Genomic DNA, 16925 nt, shown 5'->3' on the forward strand with positions numbered 1-16925 from the left:
CAGATACCAACACCTCGACGATGACCAAGGACGCTGCGGCCCCCGGCTCGGGACGACCGCGGATCCTGCTGCTCGACGGGCACTCGCTGGCCTACCGGGCGTTCTACGCGCTGCCGGTGGAGAACTTCTCCACCACCACCGGGCAGCACACCAACGCGGTGTACGGGTTCACCTCGATGCTGATCAACATGCTCCGCGACGAGCAGCCGACGCACATCTGCGTCGCGTTCGACGTGTCCCGCAAGACCTTCCGCTCCGAGCAGTACGCGGAGTACAAGGCGGGCCGGTCGAAGTCGCCGGACGAGTTCAAGGGTCAGGTCTCGCTGGTCAAGGAGGTGCTGGAGGCGCTCCGGATCCCGACCACCGAGATCGACGGCTGGGAGGCCGACGACATCCTCGCCACGCTCGCGACGCAGGCCGCCGAGCAGGGCTTCGAGGTGCTGATCTCCAGCGGTGACCGGGACGCGTTCCAGCTGGTCAGCGACGACGTCACGGTGCTCTACCCGAAGCGCGGTGTGTCCGAGATCGCCCGGATGGACCCGGCCGCGGTCGAGGAGAAGTACGGCGTGCCGCCGCGGCTGTATCCGGATCTGGCCGCGCTGGTGGGGGAGCAGAGCGACAACCTGCCGGGTGTGCCCGGCGTCGGGCCGAAGACGGCGGCCAAGTGGCTGAACCAGTTCGGCTCGCTGAACGATGTGGTCGACCGGGTCAACGAGATCAAGGGCAAGGCCGGCGAATCGCTGCGCGAGCACCTGGCCGACGTGATCCGGAACCGGCAGATCAACGAGCTGGTCCGCGACCTGACGCTGGACGTCGTGGTGGACGACCTGGTCCGGACGCCGTGGGACCGGGACAAGGTGCACACGCTGTTCGACAGCCTGGAGTTCCGGGTGCTGCGCGAGCGACTGGTCGCCGAGCACGAGGAGGTCGACGCGACCGTCGACCACGGGTTCGAGCTGGAGGGTGTGCAGCTGAAGCCCGGCGAGGTGGCGGCCTGGCTCAAGGAGCACGTGAGCGGCGGTGAGCGCGTCGGCGTCGCGGTGCAGGGCAGCTGGGGCCGCGGCACCGGCGAGATCACCGGTCTGGCGCTGGCGAACACCTCCGGCGCGGCCGCGTGGTTCGACCCGAGCATGCTGACGCCGGACGACGACGCGGCCTGGCAGGCCTGGCTCGCCGACCCGAAGCAGCCGAAGGCACTGCACGACGCGAAGGGGCCGCTGCTCGGCTTCCTGGAGCGTGGCTGGACGCTGGCCGGGCTGAGCTCGGACACCCAGCTGAGTGCCTACCTCGCCCGTCCGGACCAGCGCTCGTACGATCTGGCCGACCTGACCGTGCGGTATCTCAAGCGCGAGCTGCGCAACGAGGAAGCCGACAACGGCCAGCTCAGCTTCGACGATGTCGAGGGTGGCCCGGCCGCGGATCACACCATGCTGCGGGCGCGCGCGATCGCGGACCTGGCCGACACCCTCGACGCCGAGCTCGAGAAGCAAGCGGGTACGGCGTTGCTCGCGGACGTCGAGCTGCCGCTGATCGATGTGATCGCCGGGATGGAGCGGTTCGGGATCGCCGTCGACCGGCCGTACCTGGAGCAGCTCGAAGAGCGGTTCGCCACCGGAGTGCGGGAGGCCGCGACGGCGGCGTACGAGGTGATCGGCAAGGAGATCAACCTCGGTTCGCCGAAGCAGTTGCAGGTCGTGCTGTTCGACGAGCTGCAGATGCCGAAGACCAAGCGGACCAAGACCGGGTACACCACCGACGCGGATTCGCTGCAGGCGCTGTTCGAGAAGACCGAGCACCCGTTCCTGGCGTACCTGCTGGCGCACCGCGACGCGACCCGGCTGCGGCAGACGGTCGAGGGGCTGCTGAAGACGATCAGCCCGAAGGACGCGCGGATCCACACCACGTTCAACCAGACCATCGCGGCGACCGGCCGGCTCAGCTCGACCGACCCGAACCTGCAGAACATCCCGATCCGGACCGAGGAGGGCCGCCGGATCCGGCAGGCCTTCATCGTCGGCGAGGGCTACGAGTCGCTGATGTCGGCGGACTACAGCCAGATCGAGATGCGGATCATGGCGCACGTGTCCGCGGACGAGGGGCTGATCTCCGCGTTCAACTCGGGGATGGACTTCCACTCGGTGACGGCGTCGCGGGTGTTCTCGGTCGAGCCGTCCGAGGTGACGCAGGAGCAGCGCGCCAAGATCAAGGCGATGAACTACGGGCTCGCGTACGGGTTGTCGGCATACGGGCTGAGCCAGCAGCTGAAGATCGGCGTGGACGAGGCGAAGGGGTTGATGGACGAGTACTTCGAGCGCTTCGGCGGCGTCCGCGACTACCTGCGCTCGATCGTGATCGACGCCGGCAAGACCGGGTACACCGAGACGATCCTGGGCCGCCGGCGGTATCTGCCGGACCTGACCAGCGACAACCGGCAGCGGCGCGAGATGGCCGAGCGGATGGCGCTGAACGCACCGATCCAGGGCTCGGCCGCGGACGTGATCAAGATGGCGATGCTCAAGGTCGAGGCGTCACTGCGCGCGTCCGGCCTGAAGTCGCGGATGCTGCTCCAGGTCCACGACGAGCTGGTCTTCGAGATCGCCCCGGGCGAGCGCGAGCCGCTCGAGGAGCTGGTCCGCCGCGACATGGGCCACGCGGTCGAGATGACTGTCCCGCTCGACGTCTCGGTCGGTGTCGGCCGCACCTGGCACGAGGCCGCGCACTAGCAGCCGGCGTCAGTCGGCCGACTGCACGTAGATCGGCATCGGGTCGGGGGAGAGGGCGTTCTCGATCGCCACTTTCTCCCGATCCGTCAACGGTGGCAGGTCGTTCAGCGGCCACCACCGCACCTCGAGCGACTCGTCGTCGTTGACCCGCGGCTCGCCCCGTAGCGGCCGGCACCGGAAGCACAGGTCGAGGAACTGGACCTGGTCACCGTTCGGGTAGCTTCCCGGCGGCAGTGACTCGATGCTCACCAGGCGGTCGATCGCTGCCTCGACCGCGGTCTCTTCCTGGATCTCGCGCATCAGGCCGGCAGCCGGTTGCTCACCCGGCTCGAGGATCCCGGCGACCAGGCTCCACTGCCCGTTGTCGGCCCGCCGGACCAGCAGAATCTCGTCCTGCTCGTTCAGGACCACACCGGTGATACCGGTCAGCCAGAGCAGGTCGTGCCCGATCTTCTCGCGCAGCTCGAGGATGAACTTCGGGGTCGGCATGCCCAGAACCCTACCGGGTAGGACCTATTACTTTCTGTAGAAAAGTAATAGCTTCCCGTGATCAACCCCTTCCGTGCTGCTACCGGATCTGCCATTCTTTGCGATCACGGATCCGAGATCCTATCGGATATCTCATATGTCCATCGGGAGGCGAGATGCGACAAGACGTGGGAACGGACGGAGTACGGCGGCGCGTGGTGCTGGCCGGTGCGCTCGGTATTGCCGCGGTCGGCGGTAGTGGTGTGCTGAGTGGCTGCAGTTCCGGGTCGGCCGCGGCAGGCGCTGCTCCCGAGAGTCTGAGTGCCCCGCCGGTCCCGCTCGGGCCGAAGAAGACCGGGGTCAACTATCCGCCCGGGTATGTCGGCCCGGTGGCCCGCCAGCGGACGGCGATCGTCAAGGAGCCGGCGACGTTCTCGGTCGTGGTCCCGCAGAGCCTGGTGGTCGGCGACTGGTCCAAGAACGAGTTCACCCGCTGGATGGAGCAGCAGACCGGGATCAGGATCGAGTGGCGTCAGGTGGCCGGCGACGGCAAGAACGCCGAGACGATGACGAAGGTCAACGCGATGATGGCGGCCGGCGACATCCCGGACGCGTTCCTCGGCATCTCGTTCACCCGCTCACAGCTCTATCTGTACGGCGCGCAGAACCTGTTCGTGGACCTGGCGCCGTACCTGGACAAGTACGCGCCGAATCTCCAGCAGGTGATGAAGGACAACGCCGAGGCGCGCAAGCTGATGGTGTCACCGGACAAGCACATCTACAGCTTCCCCGACGTCAACGACTGCTATCACTGCCGGGCCTCGAACGGCCGGGCCCTGCTCAACACCGAGTGGCTGCGCAAGGTCGGCCTGGCGATGCCGACCACGACCGACGAGTTCCGTGAGGTGCTGACGGCGTTCAAGAAGTCCGACCCGGCCGGCGGTGGGAAGACGGTCCCGTTCGGTGGTTACAAGGACGCGCCGCTCGACACGTACTTCATGAACGCGTTCCTCTACAACCCCGGTGATCCCTGGCTGGTCGTCAACGACGGCAAGGTCGAGGCCAACTACATCAAGGACGAGTGGCGCGAAGGACTCAGGTACCTACGCAGCCTGTACGCCGACGGCCTGCTGGCCAAGGACATCTTCACCGCGAACGAGGACCAGATCAAACGGTACGGCGACAACCCGGGCGGCCCGATCCTCGGCGGCGCCCGGGTCTACTACTGGGGCACGTTGATGACCCTGGACCTGGAGGACCCGAAGGCCCGCTGGCGGCAGTACGAGACGATGTCGCCGCTGAAGGGCCCGAACGGCGTCCAGATCGCGCCGTGGGACTACCTCAAGGTCGGGCTCGAGGTCGGCACGCTCGTGGTCACCCGCAAGTGCCGCCGGCCCGACCTGCTGACTCGCTGGGCCGACTACCAGCTGGATCTCGAGGTCGTACTGCGCTCGTACGCCGGTCCGGGCTTCCGCTGGTCGGCCAAGGGCGACAAGGGCATCAACGGCAAGCAGTCGATCTACGGCTACGACTCCTGGAACACCGATGCCACCAAGGGCAAGACCTGGGACCAGTACGGCGTGATGTACCGCTCCGGCGACTTCCGGCTGGCCGAGCGGGTCGACCCGAAGCGGCCGACGTTCGAGTCACCGCTGTACGAACAGACCCGGGATCACCTGTTCCAGTACAAGCAACCGATGGAGCAGCAGTTCCCGCCGGTCACGTTCGAGTCCGACCAGGCCGCGCAGGACGCCGAGATCGGCCTGAACCTCAAGGGCGAGATCACCACGTCGATGGCGAAGTTCGTCACCGGCAAGCTCGATCCGAACGACGACGGGCACTGGCGCGACTACACCGAGCGCATCACCAAGATCGGGCTGAAGCCCTACCTGGAGATCCAGCAGGCCGCCTACGAGACCTACCAGGGGTGATCGCGATGGCTACGGCAACGGCGGCACCGGCCGGCGCACCCGCACCGGTCAAGGAGACCCGGTCCGACCGGATCGTGATGATCTGCAACTACACCGCGCTCGGCCTGTTCACGCTCGCGGTCCTGTACCCGTTGATCTACGTCTTCAGCGCGTCGCTGAGCGATCCGAAGAACGTTGTCTCCGGCAAGGTCTGGCTCTGGCCGGTCGGTTTCAGCACCGAGGCGTTCAAGGCGATCTTCGACTACGACTCGATCGTCAGCGGGTTCAGCAACTCGGTGATCTACGCGATCGGTGGTGCGCTGATCGCGACCGCGCTGACCCTGCTGGCGGCGTACCCGCTGTCGCGGCGCGGGCTGCCGGGCAAGGGCATCATCATGGCGTTGTTCGTGTTCACGATGATGTTCAGCGGCGGCATGATCCCGACGTACCTGGTGGTGGACCGGCTCGGGCTGCTGAACACCCGCTGGGCGATCATCCTGCCGGCCGCTCTCGCGGTCTGGAACATGATCATCACCCGGACGTTCTTCCAGTCCACGATCCCCGAGGAACTGGTCGAGGCCGGGAAGGTCGACGGCTGCACCGACTTCGGGTTCTTCTGGCGGGTCGTGCTGCCGCTGAGCAAGCCGATCATCGCGGTCAACCTGCTCTTCTACGCCGTGGCCCAATGGAACTCCTGGTTCAGCGCGCTGATCTACCTGACCAACGAGCACCTGTTCCCGTTGCAGATGGTGCTGCGGCAGATCCTGATCCAGAACCAGTTCGATCCGTCCCAGGTCCGCGACACCGCCGAGCTGATCAAGATGAAGGAACTGCAGGAGCAGCTGAAGTACTCGCTGATCGTGATCGCCATCATTCCGCCACTGCTGATCTACCCCTTCGTGCAGAAGCACTTCGTCAAGGGGGCCATGGTCGGCTCGTTGAAGGGCTGACAACCATGGCTACCGAGACCTTGGTACGACGCAATCCTGCGCGCAGCGGCGCCCGGCCGGCCAAGCAAGCCATCGGTCTGCGCACCCGGATGCGACGCAACTGGCAGCTCTACGCGATGCTCGCCCTGCCGCTGATCTGGCTGGCGCTCTTCGCCTACTGGCCGATGTACGGCGCGATCATCGCGTTCAAGGACTACAACGTGGTCGACGGCATCCTCGGCAGCCGGTGGGTCGGGCTCAAGTACTTCGAACGGTTCGCCGAGTCGTACCAGTTCTGGCGGCTGATCAAGAACACGCTGATCCTGCAGGCGTACGAGCTGTTCGCGACGTTCTGGCCGCCGATCCTGCTGGCGCTCGGCCTGAACATGGCCCGGCGCCGCTGGTACCGCCGATCGGTCCAGCTGATCACCTACGCACCGCACTTCATCTCGACCGTGGTCGTCGTCGGCCTGATCGTGGTCATCGTCGATCCGAACACCGGCGTACTGAACCAGTTCCTGGGACTGTTCGGGGCGGGTCCGATCGACGTACTGAACAATCCGGACTACTTCCGGCATCTGTTCGTCTGGTCGAGCTCGTGGCAGACGATGGGGTTCTCGGCGATCATCTACCTCGCGGCGCTGACCAGCGTCTCGCCGGAGCTGCACGAGGCCGCGATCGTCGACGGAGCGTCCAGGCTCCGCCGGGTCTGGCACATCGACCTGCCCGCGATCCGGCCGGTCGCGGTGATCCTGCTGATCCTGAACATCGGCTCGATCATGACGTCCGGTTTCGAGAAGGTGCTGCTGCTGCAGAACACGCTGAACCTGCAGGCGTCCGAAGTGATCGACACCTACGTCTACAAACTCGGCTTCGCGTCGCAGGTGCCGCAGTTCAGTTATGCGGCGGCGATCGGGCTGTTCCGGTCCGTCATCGGTCTGGTCCTGCTGGTGCTCGCGAACACGATCGCCCGCCGGTTCGCACGGTCCAGTCTTTGGTAACGGGCAAGTCTGTGGTGAGTTAGTCGGTCGCCTGGCGGTGGAGTCCTGCCGCCAGGCCGGCCGACAGCAGGAGGGCGCAGGCACTGGTCATGGCGACCAGGACCTTGACGCCGGTGAGGCCGGTGGCGATGTCAGTGCCGAGGACGACTCCTGCGGCGATCGCGAGAACGACCAGGCCGACCCAGATCAGCAGCGCCGCACGCTTCTCCTGCTGCGCGATCGCCGCATACACGACCAGCTGCAGTACGGCGTACGCCGACCCGGCGATCGCGAACAACCAGGTGTACGGGCCGAGCGGTGCGTACTTCTCCTTGCCGCCGATGATCGTGACCACGAGGTCCGGCAGGATGAGCGTGCCGATCACCGCGCACACGCCGAGCCCCGCGACGGCCTGGATCGCCCGGCGCAGCCGAACGGTGTCGCCGGGGGAGCTGGCCAGGGACGGGAACACGATCACGATGACGAACTGCGGCAGGAACAAGCACGCCTTCGCCACGATCACACCGGCCGCGTAGTACCCGCTGTCCGTGCCGTCGAGCAGTGCACGCGCGAACAGCACGTCCGCATTGGCGATCGCGAAGAACGCGAGCAGGGTGTGCGTGCCGTGCACCGTCTCCCGCAGTACCTCTTTGACCTGCGCCGCGGATGCGCCGGCAGACCCACGCAGCAGGAACCCACCCAGCAGAGCGGGTACGGCGGCGCCGAGCGCGAGACCGATCATCGCCCAGTCGAGCGACGGGTGCAGGAAGAGCGCGCCACCACCGAACACCAGGCGACCGACCCCGACCGCGGTGTACACCGCGGCGAGTTCGGTCCAGCGCTGGCTGCCTTGCAGGACACCGAGCTGGGAGCCCATCAGCGTGAGGAAACCGAGCGTGGGGGCGAGCAGCAGGATCGACACTACCGAGTCGATGTGCAGCAGCCACATGAGCAGCGGCGTGGCGATCAGGCAGACAACCGTGAGCCCGAGTGCCGCACGTCGCCCGGCCTTGAGCATCGCGTCCGCGAGATCCGCGGCACTGTCGCCGTCGCCGGAATGCGTGGCGAGCCGCCGAGCTCCGGTCGCCTGCAGACCGAGTGAGGCGACGTTGCCGATCAGCAGCAGGCCGAGCAGTGCGGTGATCGCGCCGAACTGCTCGCGCGCGAGCCGGTGAGTGCCGATCAGCGTGAAGCCGTAGGCGGCCACGTTCATGATCGCCATGCCGACGGCAACGATCGTGGCACTGCGCAGGAACGCCAGTCGCGGTGCCATGGGCTCCTGTTCCGGCGTGGTGTCCGAACTCATCCTCTGCTGATCACTGTCCCGGCTGCTCGTTCGGAGTCTCGTACGACGTACGAGACGGGTTAAAGAATAGGAGCCGGTTCGCCGGGGCGACAAAGCGGTCCCGCCGATCCGCTACTGTTCCCGCCTGATGCGGAGACTGAAGGCAGGCAGTTCGGAGCAGGTGGTCTGGCGGGCGCGGCTCGTGCTGGGCTGCCTGGTCCTGATCGCGCTGTGCTTTCAGCAGGCACCCGGCAAGATCGTCCCGGACAGTCGGCTCGGTCTCACCGCGGGCCCCGGTGCGTTCCTGGCCCGCGCGCTGCACCTGTGGGATCCGCAGGTCGCGCTTGGTTCGGTGCAGGACCAGGTCTACGGCTATCTGCTGCCACTAGGCCCGTTCTATTGGTTGTTGGATGCGCTGTCGGTGTCGGACTGGATCACTCAACGCCTGTGGTGGTCTGTGGTCCTCTGCGTTGCGTTCCTCGGGGTCTGGAAGTTGTGCGGCAGCCTGCGGTACGGCGTGCCTTGGACCCGGTTCGCGGTCGCTCTGCTCTACGCGTTGAGCCCGCGCCTGATCGGTGAGCTCTCGGTCGAGGCGTGGCCGATCGCGATGGCTCCGTGGATCCTGCTGCCGCTGGTCAGCCCGCGCTTCCGGTCCGGGTGGTCGCGAGTCGGATGGTCGGCTGTGGCGTTCGCACTGGTCGGGGGAGTCGACGCGGTCGGCACAGCGGTAACGCTCGTACTGCCGGTGCTCTGGCTGGCCACGCGGCGGCTCGACCGGACCACGCTGAAGCTGGCGATCGGCTGGCTCGGCTGTGTGGTCGCCGTATCGATCTGGTGGCTCGCGCCGCTGCTGCTGGTCAACCACTACAGTCCGCCGTTCTCGCTGCCCACGGAGCCGCAGGACTTCGCTGTCGTCGTACTCGTGCCACTGGCTCTCGCCGCCGCGCATTTCCTGAGTCGGCTGTTGGAGTGGTCGACTGCGCGAGGCATCCATCGCCGCGTCGTACCGGCGCTGGTCGCGGGGCTCGCTGTGTCTGCCGCGTTGGGTCAGTTGCCCCGGGACGACGGGTACGACGCGATCCCGGCGCAGTGGCGTCAAGCCGCGTCGTGGCTCGACAACCAGCCTGCGCCGGGGAGTGTGTTGCTCACGCAGTCCGCGCCGTTGGAGGCGTTGGTCAAGCGACCCCTTGCGATTGGCGGTACGACGCCCTGGCTGGAGGAGGTGGATCGACGGCTCGCTTCCGGGGTTGGCGACCAGACTCTGCGCCAGTCGCTCACACGTGCCGGCATCAAGTACGTCGTACTGCGCAACGACACCTCGGACGCCCTTGTGGTCCACGAGAGCCTCGCGGAAGCAGGGATCAGGCGGGTGGCATACTTCGGTCCCGCTGCGAGCCTGCGGTACCCGAGTGTGGAGATCTTCGACACCGGCGACACCAATACGGGTCGGCTGATCCCGCAGTCGCGGCTCGTAGAGGTCCGTGGTGACGCGCAGGACGTACCGGCCGCGTTGACGGCAATCGGTGGCGATCGCGGCGCGATCACCAGTTCCGACGCGGTCGGCCGGCTCGACGAGCCCCCGCTGATCCAGACGGACGCCACGGCCGCCAGTACGGCGCGGCCGCGGAGCGGCGGTCTGGTCGACGTCGGAGCGCAGTCGGTCAGTCGGCTCAAGGTGCCGCCGAATGAGCGGCAGCCGAGCGCACTCGTATTCAGGAACCAGCAGATCGGGCGGTCCGCCTGTCTGCACTTCGGTACCCGGCCGATCTGTCAGCAGGGCCAGGCCAAGGGTTCGGAGGAGCCGGACGGGCTGTTCCGGAGTGTGGAACTGCCGCAAGGAGCGTCGTACCAGGTGCAGGGGACCGCGCTGCCCAAGGACGGTGCCGCGCTGGAAGCAATGCTGGTGGTGCCGGGGGCTATCACCGCCTCGGCCTCGTCCCGGGCGGTCACGGCTCCGGAGGGTCGGCCGGGTGCGGCCGTCGACCGCGATCTCGCGACCAGCTGGGTCGCGAACCCGAGTGACCCGGACCCGAGCCTGACGCTGAAGTTGCCGGAGGCAAGGGGTTTGACCGGGCTGCAGTTCCGGACCGAGGGGGAGCTGCCGGCTGAGGTGATGCTGCGGTTCGACGGTGGACCAGCGGTTCGGGGCACGGTCGATGCAGCCGGATACGTCCGGTTCACCCAGCGGATGGCGCGGACGGTCCAGGTGAACTTCACCAAGATCGGGTCGGCGCCGGTCGCAGTCGCCGAGGTGCAGGTGCTGGGCGCGGATGAGTTGCGCAAGGCGCTTGCGCCGAACGCCAAGGTCGGTGTGCCCTGCGGGAAGGGGCCGGCGGTGCGAGTGAACGGCGTACCCACGCCCACGCAGGTCAAGGCGACCACGCGGGATCTGGTGCAGCGGCGGCCGGTCAGTTTCAGCGCGTGTGCGATGGTCCCGCTGCAGGCAGGACGCCACAACGTGGACGTGTCGGCCGGCGGTGGCTTCGTACCGGTCGAGACGACGCTGACCAGGGCAGGCTTCGGCAACGTGTCGGTGACGTCGCAGCAGAGCGTCGACATCTGGCGTCCCAACCCGGCCGAGCTGACCGCCGAGGTTCCGGAGGCGGACGAGCAGTCCGTGCTGACCGTCGCGCAGAACTACAACGCGGGCTGGGAGGCGTACGACGGCAGCGGCCACAAGCTCACGCCGATCCGCGTGGCCGGCTGGCAGCAGGGCTGGGTGCTACCGGCAGGACCGGAGCAGGTCGTCACCGCCAGCTTCATGCCGGACCGGCTCTACCGAGCCGGGTTGCTACTCGGGCTACTCGCCTTGCTGGCAGTGCTCGGGCTGGCCGTCTTCGCTCCGCGCCGCAGGATGGGCCGCTCCATCCAGTAGTAGCTGGCCCCGGCGAGCGCCACCGAGACCACCAGCGTGCCGACGAGGCGTACGGCGAACTGACCGGTCAGCCGCTCGATCACGCTCAACACGATCAGGTGATACGCGAAGACGCCGTACGCGAGCTTCCCGCCGACACGAGCGACCGTGCCGCCTAGGACGCCACCTGTCTGCACAGCCGGGAACAGCACACAGGCGGCGATTCCGGTGTACAGGAGGCTCTTCACGAACGCCTGGCCCGGTGTGGAGGCGGACAGGTCGTATGGCCCGGCCAACGGAGTCGCTGCGATCAACAGCAACGCCGCAGCGATTCCCCACAAGGTCCCGGGAATCTTGGCGAGGGTGTCGAGGGCAGACGGCGCGAGCCGGCCGCTGGCCCGAGCCACCTGCCACAGTGCGAATCCCATGCCGACTGCGAACCATCCGACGTACCCGGGCAGCCAGAGTCCCGCCTGCGGGTGGTTCGTCGCGGTGACGGCCATCCACGCCGGCCCGAGCAGAGTGAACACACCGAGTACGGCGAGGCGCCAGCGCACACTGCGTCGAGTGGGACGCTCGTACGCGGTCAGCAGCTTCGCCAACGCCGGTAGCAGGATGTAGAACGTGCCTGCGGTCGCGGCGATCCACAACTGCCTCGACCAGACGGGTGAGCGCCAGTCCGGGACCAGCACGAGGGTCAGCAGTACGGCGACGCACAGGACGGGCAGGATCCGCAGAGCGCGGTTCCTCAGGTACGGCAGGGTGAGAGGGGGCAGCGTGCCCTCGAACCACGCGACCGCGTGCGGACGGTAGAGCAGGAACCCGGAGATCGCGAAGAAGACCGCTACACCGGCGTCCAGTCGGGCCAGCAGCGGACTGTTCAGCGACAACCCGACGTTGGACGCCAGAATCGCGAGGGCGGCGAGGGCCCGCAGTCCGTCCAGTGCCGGGAACCTGGATCTCATCTGGGCAGTTCTACCGCACGGTGGGCCGACCAGATGGCAGTACCGGGGACGAGTCGGCCGCGCTCCGGGCCCCAACCACCCCAGATGAGGTCATGACCGGCCGGCCATTCCGGCTCGAGCAGATCGTCGACGACGAAGCCGGCGCCGGTGAGCGCACGGATCCAGTCGCCGGTCGTGCGGTGGTGCTCGGCGTAGATCGGCGTACCGGCTTGATCGACCTCGACGTACGGCGTGCGGTCGAAGTAGGAGTGGTTGATCCGCAGACCGGCCGGGCTGGGATCGTCCGGCATCGCCCAGCGGAACGGGTGCGTCACCGAGAACACGAGCAGGCTGCCCGGCTTCAGCACACGGGCGATCTCGCGAAGGGCGGTCTCGGCGTCCGCGACGAACGGGAGCGCACCGAAGGCCGAGCAGACGATGTCGAACGTGCTGCTCCGGTAAGGCAGAGCCACCGCATCCGCGGCCACCGTGCGGACTGCCGTGCCAGTGCGTACGTCGAGTTGGCGGGCCAGCCGGAGCTGTTCGACGGAGATGTCGAAGGCAACGACATTCGCACCCTGTGCCGCCAGCCAGCGCGAGCACTGTGCGGCACCACACCCGACCTCCAGGATCCGCTTGCCACGGACCGGACCGAGCAGTTGGGCCTGCTCTTCGTCGACACCCTCGGGACACCAGATGAAGCGGTCGTCGCCGAGGAAGTCGCCGTGCTCGGCCAGGTACTCACCGGCCGCCGAATTCCAGTACGCGCGACTGGCCCGCGAAGTCTCCGCCTCCGTCAACTCCACCCGCACCGGCTCACTCACGGAGCGAACTCTAGTGTCAGAGGTATGAGTGATTTCGCGGCGAGCGCCGTTCCGCTGGCGGGTGGGTACGGCGGTCAGACGTATGCGGTCAGCGCCGGCGGCGAGGACGCCGTACTGAAGTTGTATGTGAAGGACCCCGGGCGGGCGACGGTGGACGCCGCGCTGCTGCGGCTCGTCCACGGGCTGCTGCCGGTGCCGCGGATACTGGACGCGAAGCGCGAGGGGTCGCCGGAGGATCCGCCGTACCTGCTGACCGAGCGGCTGCCTGGGGTGAACCTGCAGGTCTATCTGGATACGGCGGGGGAGGACGAGCGGCGGACCGTCGGAGAGCAGTTGGGTGAGCTCCTCGTCCGGCTGAGCGGGATGCCGTTCCTCACCTTCGGGATGTTCCGTGACGGTGAGCTGGTGATCGAGCCGTTCGGGATGGGCGATCTGGAGCAGTACGTCGCCGGCCTGGATCTCGGCTTGAGCGCGGAGCAGTCCGAGCGGTTTGCCGACGTACTCGCTGAGGCTGAGGACGTCCTGGCTGACGGGGTCGACCGGGTGTGCCTGGTGCACAGCGACTTCAACCCGAAGAACCTGCTGGTGGATCCGGAGACCGCGCGGATCACCGGGCTGATCGACTGGGAGTTCGCTCATGCCGGGTCGCCGTACACGGATCTGGGAAACCTTTTCCGGTTCTGCACCGATCCGGTGCTCGCCGGCGCGGTCCTGAGCGTGATCCGGGGGAGCGGCCTCGACCTGGGCGAGCCGCTGGTGGACCTGGGTCGGGCCGCAGACCTCTGGGCGCTCCTGGACCTGGCCGCACGCTCCACCGAGCACGAAGTCGCAGCCGCCGCCCACGACCTGGTAGGCCGAATGGCGGACACGCGCACCCTCTCCGGAGGACGACCCGCCCTGGACGTCGTACATTGAGTTGAGTGGCACGTCGGGAAACCTCGGCGGGCGGCCGGTAGGCACCGGGTGCCCCAGGTTGTGCTGCCTTCGTCAAGACCGGTATTCTGTGAGATGCGCTATGGGCCCGCGCGACCTCGGACGGAGCAGGCTCGTGCTCGCAGCAGTCGGTGGTGAATCTGTGCTCTTCAGGCAATCCAGCGGTTTGATGCGATCCAACGGTTCATGACGCGACCGCACAACACCACCAGTCCACGGAGCAACCCACCACATGACGGCCAGCATCGAGGCACCTCTCGACCCCGCAGTACGCACCACCCCGCAGGTAGCGGTCAATGACATCGGGTCGGAGGAAGACTTCCTCGCGGCGATCGATCAGACCATCAAGTACTTCAACGACGGCGACATCGTTGAAGGGACCATCGTCAAGGTCGACCGGGACGAGGTTCTCCTCGACATCGGTTACAAGACCGAAGGCGTCATCCCCTCCCGTGAGCTGTCGATCAAGCACGACGTCGACCCGAACGAGGTCGTCAACGTCGGCGACCACGTCGAGGCCCTGGTTCTCCAGAAGGAGGACAAAGAAGGCCGCCTGATCCTCTCGAAGAAGCGCGCCCAGTACGAGAAGGCCTGGGGCACGATCGAGAAGATCAAGGAAGAGGACGGCGTCGTCACCGGCACCGTCATCGAGGTCGTCAAGGGTGGACTCATCCTGGACATCGGCCTTCGTGGCTTCCTGCCGGCCTCGCTGGTCGAGATGCGCCGGGTCCGCGACCTCCAGCCGTACGTCGGCCAGGAGATCGAGGCCAAGATCATCGAGCTGGACAAGAACCGCAACAACGTGGTCCTGTCCCGCCGGGCGTGGCTGGAGCAGACGCAGTCCGAGGTGCGGATGAACTTCCTCACCCAGCTGCAGAAGGGCCAGATCCGCAAGGGTGTCGTCTCCTCGATCGTCAACTTCGGTGCGTTCGTGGACCTCGGCGGCGTCGACGGTCTGGTGCACGTCTCGGAGCTGTCCTGGAAGCACATCGACCACCCGACCGAGGTGGTCGAGGTCGGCCAGGAGGTCACCGTCGAGGTGCTGGACGTCGACATGGACCGCGAGCGCGTCTCGCTGTCGCTGAAGGCGACCCAGGAAGACCCGTGGCAGCAGTTCGCCCGGACCCACCAGATGGGCCAGATCGTGCCCGGCAAGGTCACCAAGCTGGTTCCGTTCGGTGCGTTCGTCCGCGTGGAGGAGGGCATCGAGGGTCTGGTGCACATCTCCGAGCTGGCCGAGCGTCACGTCGAGATCCCGGAGCAGGTCGTTCAGGTGAACGACGATGTGATGGTCAAGATCATCGACATCGACCTCGAGCGTCGCCGGATCTCGCTGTCGCTGAAGCAGGCCAACGAGGGTGTCGACCCGGTCTCCGACGACTTCGACCCCACGCTGTACGGCATGGCGGCGACGTACGACGACCAGGGCAACTACGTCTACCCCGACGGCTTCGACCCGGAGACGGGCGAATGGCTCGAGGGCTTCGACGCTCAGCGCGAGGAGTGGGAGCGGCAGTACGCCGAGGCCCACACGCGCTGGGAGGCCCACAAGAAGCAGATCGAGGACGCCAAGACGGCGGACGTCGAGGCCGGCGAGGCGTCGACGTACTCCTCCGCGGCCGCCCCGAAGGAAGACGCTCCCGTCGAGGGTGCGCTCGCTTCCGACGAGGCACTGCAGGCGCTTCGCGAGAAGCTGACCGGCCAGGGCTGATCCTGACTCGGTAGCAGTTCACGAGACCCCCGCATCCACACCGGATGCGGGGGTCTCGTGCGTTCAGTCGTAGGGGAGGCGGGGCTTCTTCCGGCGGCCGAAGTCGATACCCCAGCGGCCGCGGCCCTCGCCTTTCAGTTGGCTCTTGAGCTCGATCACCTGGGCGCGAGCCGGGCTGGCGGAGAAGAAGCCGATCTTGTACGGCTCGTTCGGCGCTCCGGCTTCCCACGTCGGCACCTGGACCTCGCCGTACCGGACCGGTGGATCCTCGCCGGCCTGGACCCGGGCCGCGTCCTGCGCGCAGGCGGACACCTTGCGGGTCGGCCCGCTGGCCGGTGTCCAGATCACGTCCGTGCTCGACGGCCCGTGCTGCGGGTTGAAGAAGCACGGCGTACGACGTCTGGGCAGCGGACTGCCCGTGGTGCGAGCCCTGGCGCAGGCGAGCGCATACCTGCCCTCGTTGAGGGTGTCGACCAGCTCACGCACCACCACCCGCCGGTCGACGATCCGCCGGGCGTACTCGTAGGCGTCCAGCGCCGTTTCGTAGTCGCGCCGCAACGCGGTGTCCGGATCAGGACCCGCGCTGAACCGTGCCAGCTCCTCACCGAACTGGATCACGTCTTCCTCGGCCAACACCCGGACCTCGCGGAGATCGTCCACGGTCCGCCGTCTTCGGAACCACCCCATAGGTCATGTTAGGCGCGGTTCGGTGCGTGAGTAGGGTGCTGGCGTGCTGAGAGTGGGACTGACGGGCGGGATCGGGTCCGGGAAGAGTGCGGTGTCGTCGCGGCTGGCGGCCCGTGGTGCCGTGCTGATCGACTCCGATGTGCTCGCGCGCGAGGTGGTCGCGAAGGGCACCGACGGGCTGGCCGAGGTGGTCGCGGAGTTCGGCGACGGCGTACTGACGGCCGCGGGTGAGCTGGACCGGCCGGCGCTCGGGCGGATCGTGTTCGGGGACGAGCCGGCCCGTCGGAGGCTGGAGGCGATCGTCCATCCACGGGTTCGGGCCCGGGCAGCCGAGATCGAGTCGCAAGCCGCCGCGGACGCGATCGTGGTCCACGACATCCCGCTGCTGGTGGAGACCGGTCAGGCGGACCACTTCGACCTGCTGCTCGTGGTCGACGTACCGGTCGAGGTCCAGGTCGAGCGGCTGACCTCGCAGCGGGGAATGTCTGACGAGGAAGCAAAGCGGCGGATCGCCAGCCAGGCCTCGCGGGAGCAGCGGCTCGCGGCCGCGGACGTCGTCGTCGACAACTCCGGGACGCTCGCGGATCTGGACCGGCGGATCGACGAGGTGTGGACCACACTCCAACAGCACGGTCCGGACACGAAAAGGTGACCCTTGCGCGGGAAATGATGACTGC

General features: G+C 67.4%; 13 protein-coding genes. 8 read left to right on the forward strand and 5 right to left on the reverse strand.

Annotated features, from left to right (window positions below):
- Positions 1–20 precede the first annotated feature (20 nt).
- Positions 21–2723: a DNA polymerase I gene (gene polA, locus AB0L70_RS21310; RefSeq protein WP_363686908.1), complete on the forward strand. Its 2703-nt coding sequence runs from the start codon at positions 21–23 to the stop codon at positions 2721–2723.
- Between the two features lie 9 nt (positions 2724–2732).
- Here polA and AB0L70_RS21315 read toward each other — a convergent pair whose 3' ends face one another.
- Entirely contained in the window at positions 2733–3212 is a 480-nt protein-coding gene (locus tag AB0L70_RS21315; RefSeq protein WP_363686605.1) for an NUDIX domain-containing protein, read from the reverse strand.
- 155 nt (positions 3213–3367) lie between these two features.
- Here AB0L70_RS21315 and AB0L70_RS21320 point away from each other — a divergent pair, with 155 nt between their 5' ends.
- The 3 genes from AB0L70_RS21320 to AB0L70_RS21330 are packed head-to-tail and all read left to right on the forward strand — an operon-like array spanning position 3368 to position 7031.
- The gene (locus AB0L70_RS21320; RefSeq protein WP_363686607.1) at positions 3368–5122 is read left to right on the forward strand and encodes an extracellular solute-binding protein; all 1755 of its coding nucleotides are present in this window, start codon (positions 3368–3370) and stop codon (positions 5120–5122) included.
- A gap of 5 nt (positions 5123–5127) precedes the next feature.
- Positions 5128–6051, forward strand: coding sequence for a carbohydrate ABC transporter permease (locus AB0L70_RS21325; protein ID WP_363686609.1), 924 nt, complete (start codon positions 5128–5130; stop codon positions 6049–6051).
- 5 nt (positions 6052–6056) lie between these two features.
- Positions 6057–7031, forward strand: a complete 975-nt coding sequence (locus tag AB0L70_RS21330; RefSeq protein ID WP_363686611.1) for an ABC transporter permease subunit — start codon at positions 6057–6059, stop codon at positions 7029–7031.
- 19 nt (positions 7032–7050) lie between these two features.
- Here AB0L70_RS21330 and AB0L70_RS21335 read toward each other — a convergent pair whose 3' ends face one another.
- Entirely contained in the window at positions 7051–8283 is a 1233-nt protein-coding gene (locus AB0L70_RS21335) for a polysaccharide biosynthesis protein (RefSeq protein ID WP_363686613.1), read from the reverse strand.
- 160 nt (positions 8284–8443) lie between these two features.
- On the opposite strand from AB0L70_RS21335, the gene AB0L70_RS21340 reads away from it, so the two are divergent.
- Complete coding sequence (locus AB0L70_RS21340) at positions 8444–11170, forward strand: alpha-(1->3)-arabinofuranosyltransferase family protein (protein WP_363686615.1); 2727 nt, start codon at positions 8444–8446, stop codon at positions 11168–11170.
- On the opposite strand, the gene AB0L70_RS21345 is transcribed toward AB0L70_RS21340, so the two are convergent.
- Together AB0L70_RS21345 and AB0L70_RS21350 are read right to left on the reverse strand one after the other, a co-directional pair.
- Positions 11071–12114 (reverse strand): acyltransferase, encoded by a 1044-nt coding sequence (locus AB0L70_RS21345; RefSeq protein WP_363686617.1) that lies wholly within the window; start codon positions 12112–12114, stop codon positions 11071–11073. The genes AB0L70_RS21340 and AB0L70_RS21345 overlap by 100 nt on opposite strands.
- Complete coding sequence (locus tag AB0L70_RS21350) at positions 12111–12917, reverse strand: class I SAM-dependent methyltransferase (protein WP_363686619.1); 807 nt, start codon at positions 12915–12917, stop codon at positions 12111–12113. Before AB0L70_RS21350 ends, AB0L70_RS21345 begins: the two co-directional genes overlap by 4 nt.
- Positions 12918–12941: 24 nt before the next feature.
- On the opposite strand from AB0L70_RS21350, the gene AB0L70_RS21355 reads away from it, so the two are divergent.
- Together AB0L70_RS21355 and rpsA are read left to right on the forward strand one after the other, a co-directional pair.
- A complete protein-coding gene (locus AB0L70_RS21355; protein WP_363686621.1) occupies positions 12942–13832 on the forward strand; it encodes a phosphotransferase in 891 nt (296 codons plus the stop codon).
- Positions 13833–14082: 250 nt separating this feature from the next.
- Entirely contained in the window at positions 14083–15561 is a 1479-nt protein-coding gene (gene rpsA, locus AB0L70_RS21360; RefSeq protein ID WP_363686623.1) for a 30S ribosomal protein S1, read from the forward strand.
- A 63-nt stretch (positions 15562–15624) separates the two neighbouring features.
- On the opposite strand, the gene AB0L70_RS21365 is transcribed toward rpsA, so the two are convergent.
- The gene (locus AB0L70_RS21365) at positions 15625–16221 is read right to left on the reverse strand and encodes a hypothetical protein (RefSeq protein WP_363686625.1); all 597 of its coding nucleotides are present in this window, start codon (positions 16219–16221) and stop codon (positions 15625–15627) included.
- A gap of 70 nt (positions 16222–16291) precedes the next feature.
- On the opposite strand from AB0L70_RS21365, the gene coaE reads away from it, so the two are divergent.
- Positions 16292–16900 carry a dephospho-CoA kinase gene (gene coaE / locus AB0L70_RS21370; RefSeq protein WP_363686627.1) on the forward strand — a complete coding sequence of 203 codons (609 nt, stop codon included), beginning with the start codon at positions 16292–16294 and terminating at the stop codon, positions 16898–16900.
- Positions 16901–16925 lie beyond the last annotated feature (25 nt).

Origin of the sequence: Kribbella sp. NPDC051952, assembly GCF_040680855.1 — a bacterium.
Taxonomy (GTDB): Bacteria; Actinomycetota; Actinomycetes; order Propionibacteriales; family Kribbellaceae; genus Kribbella.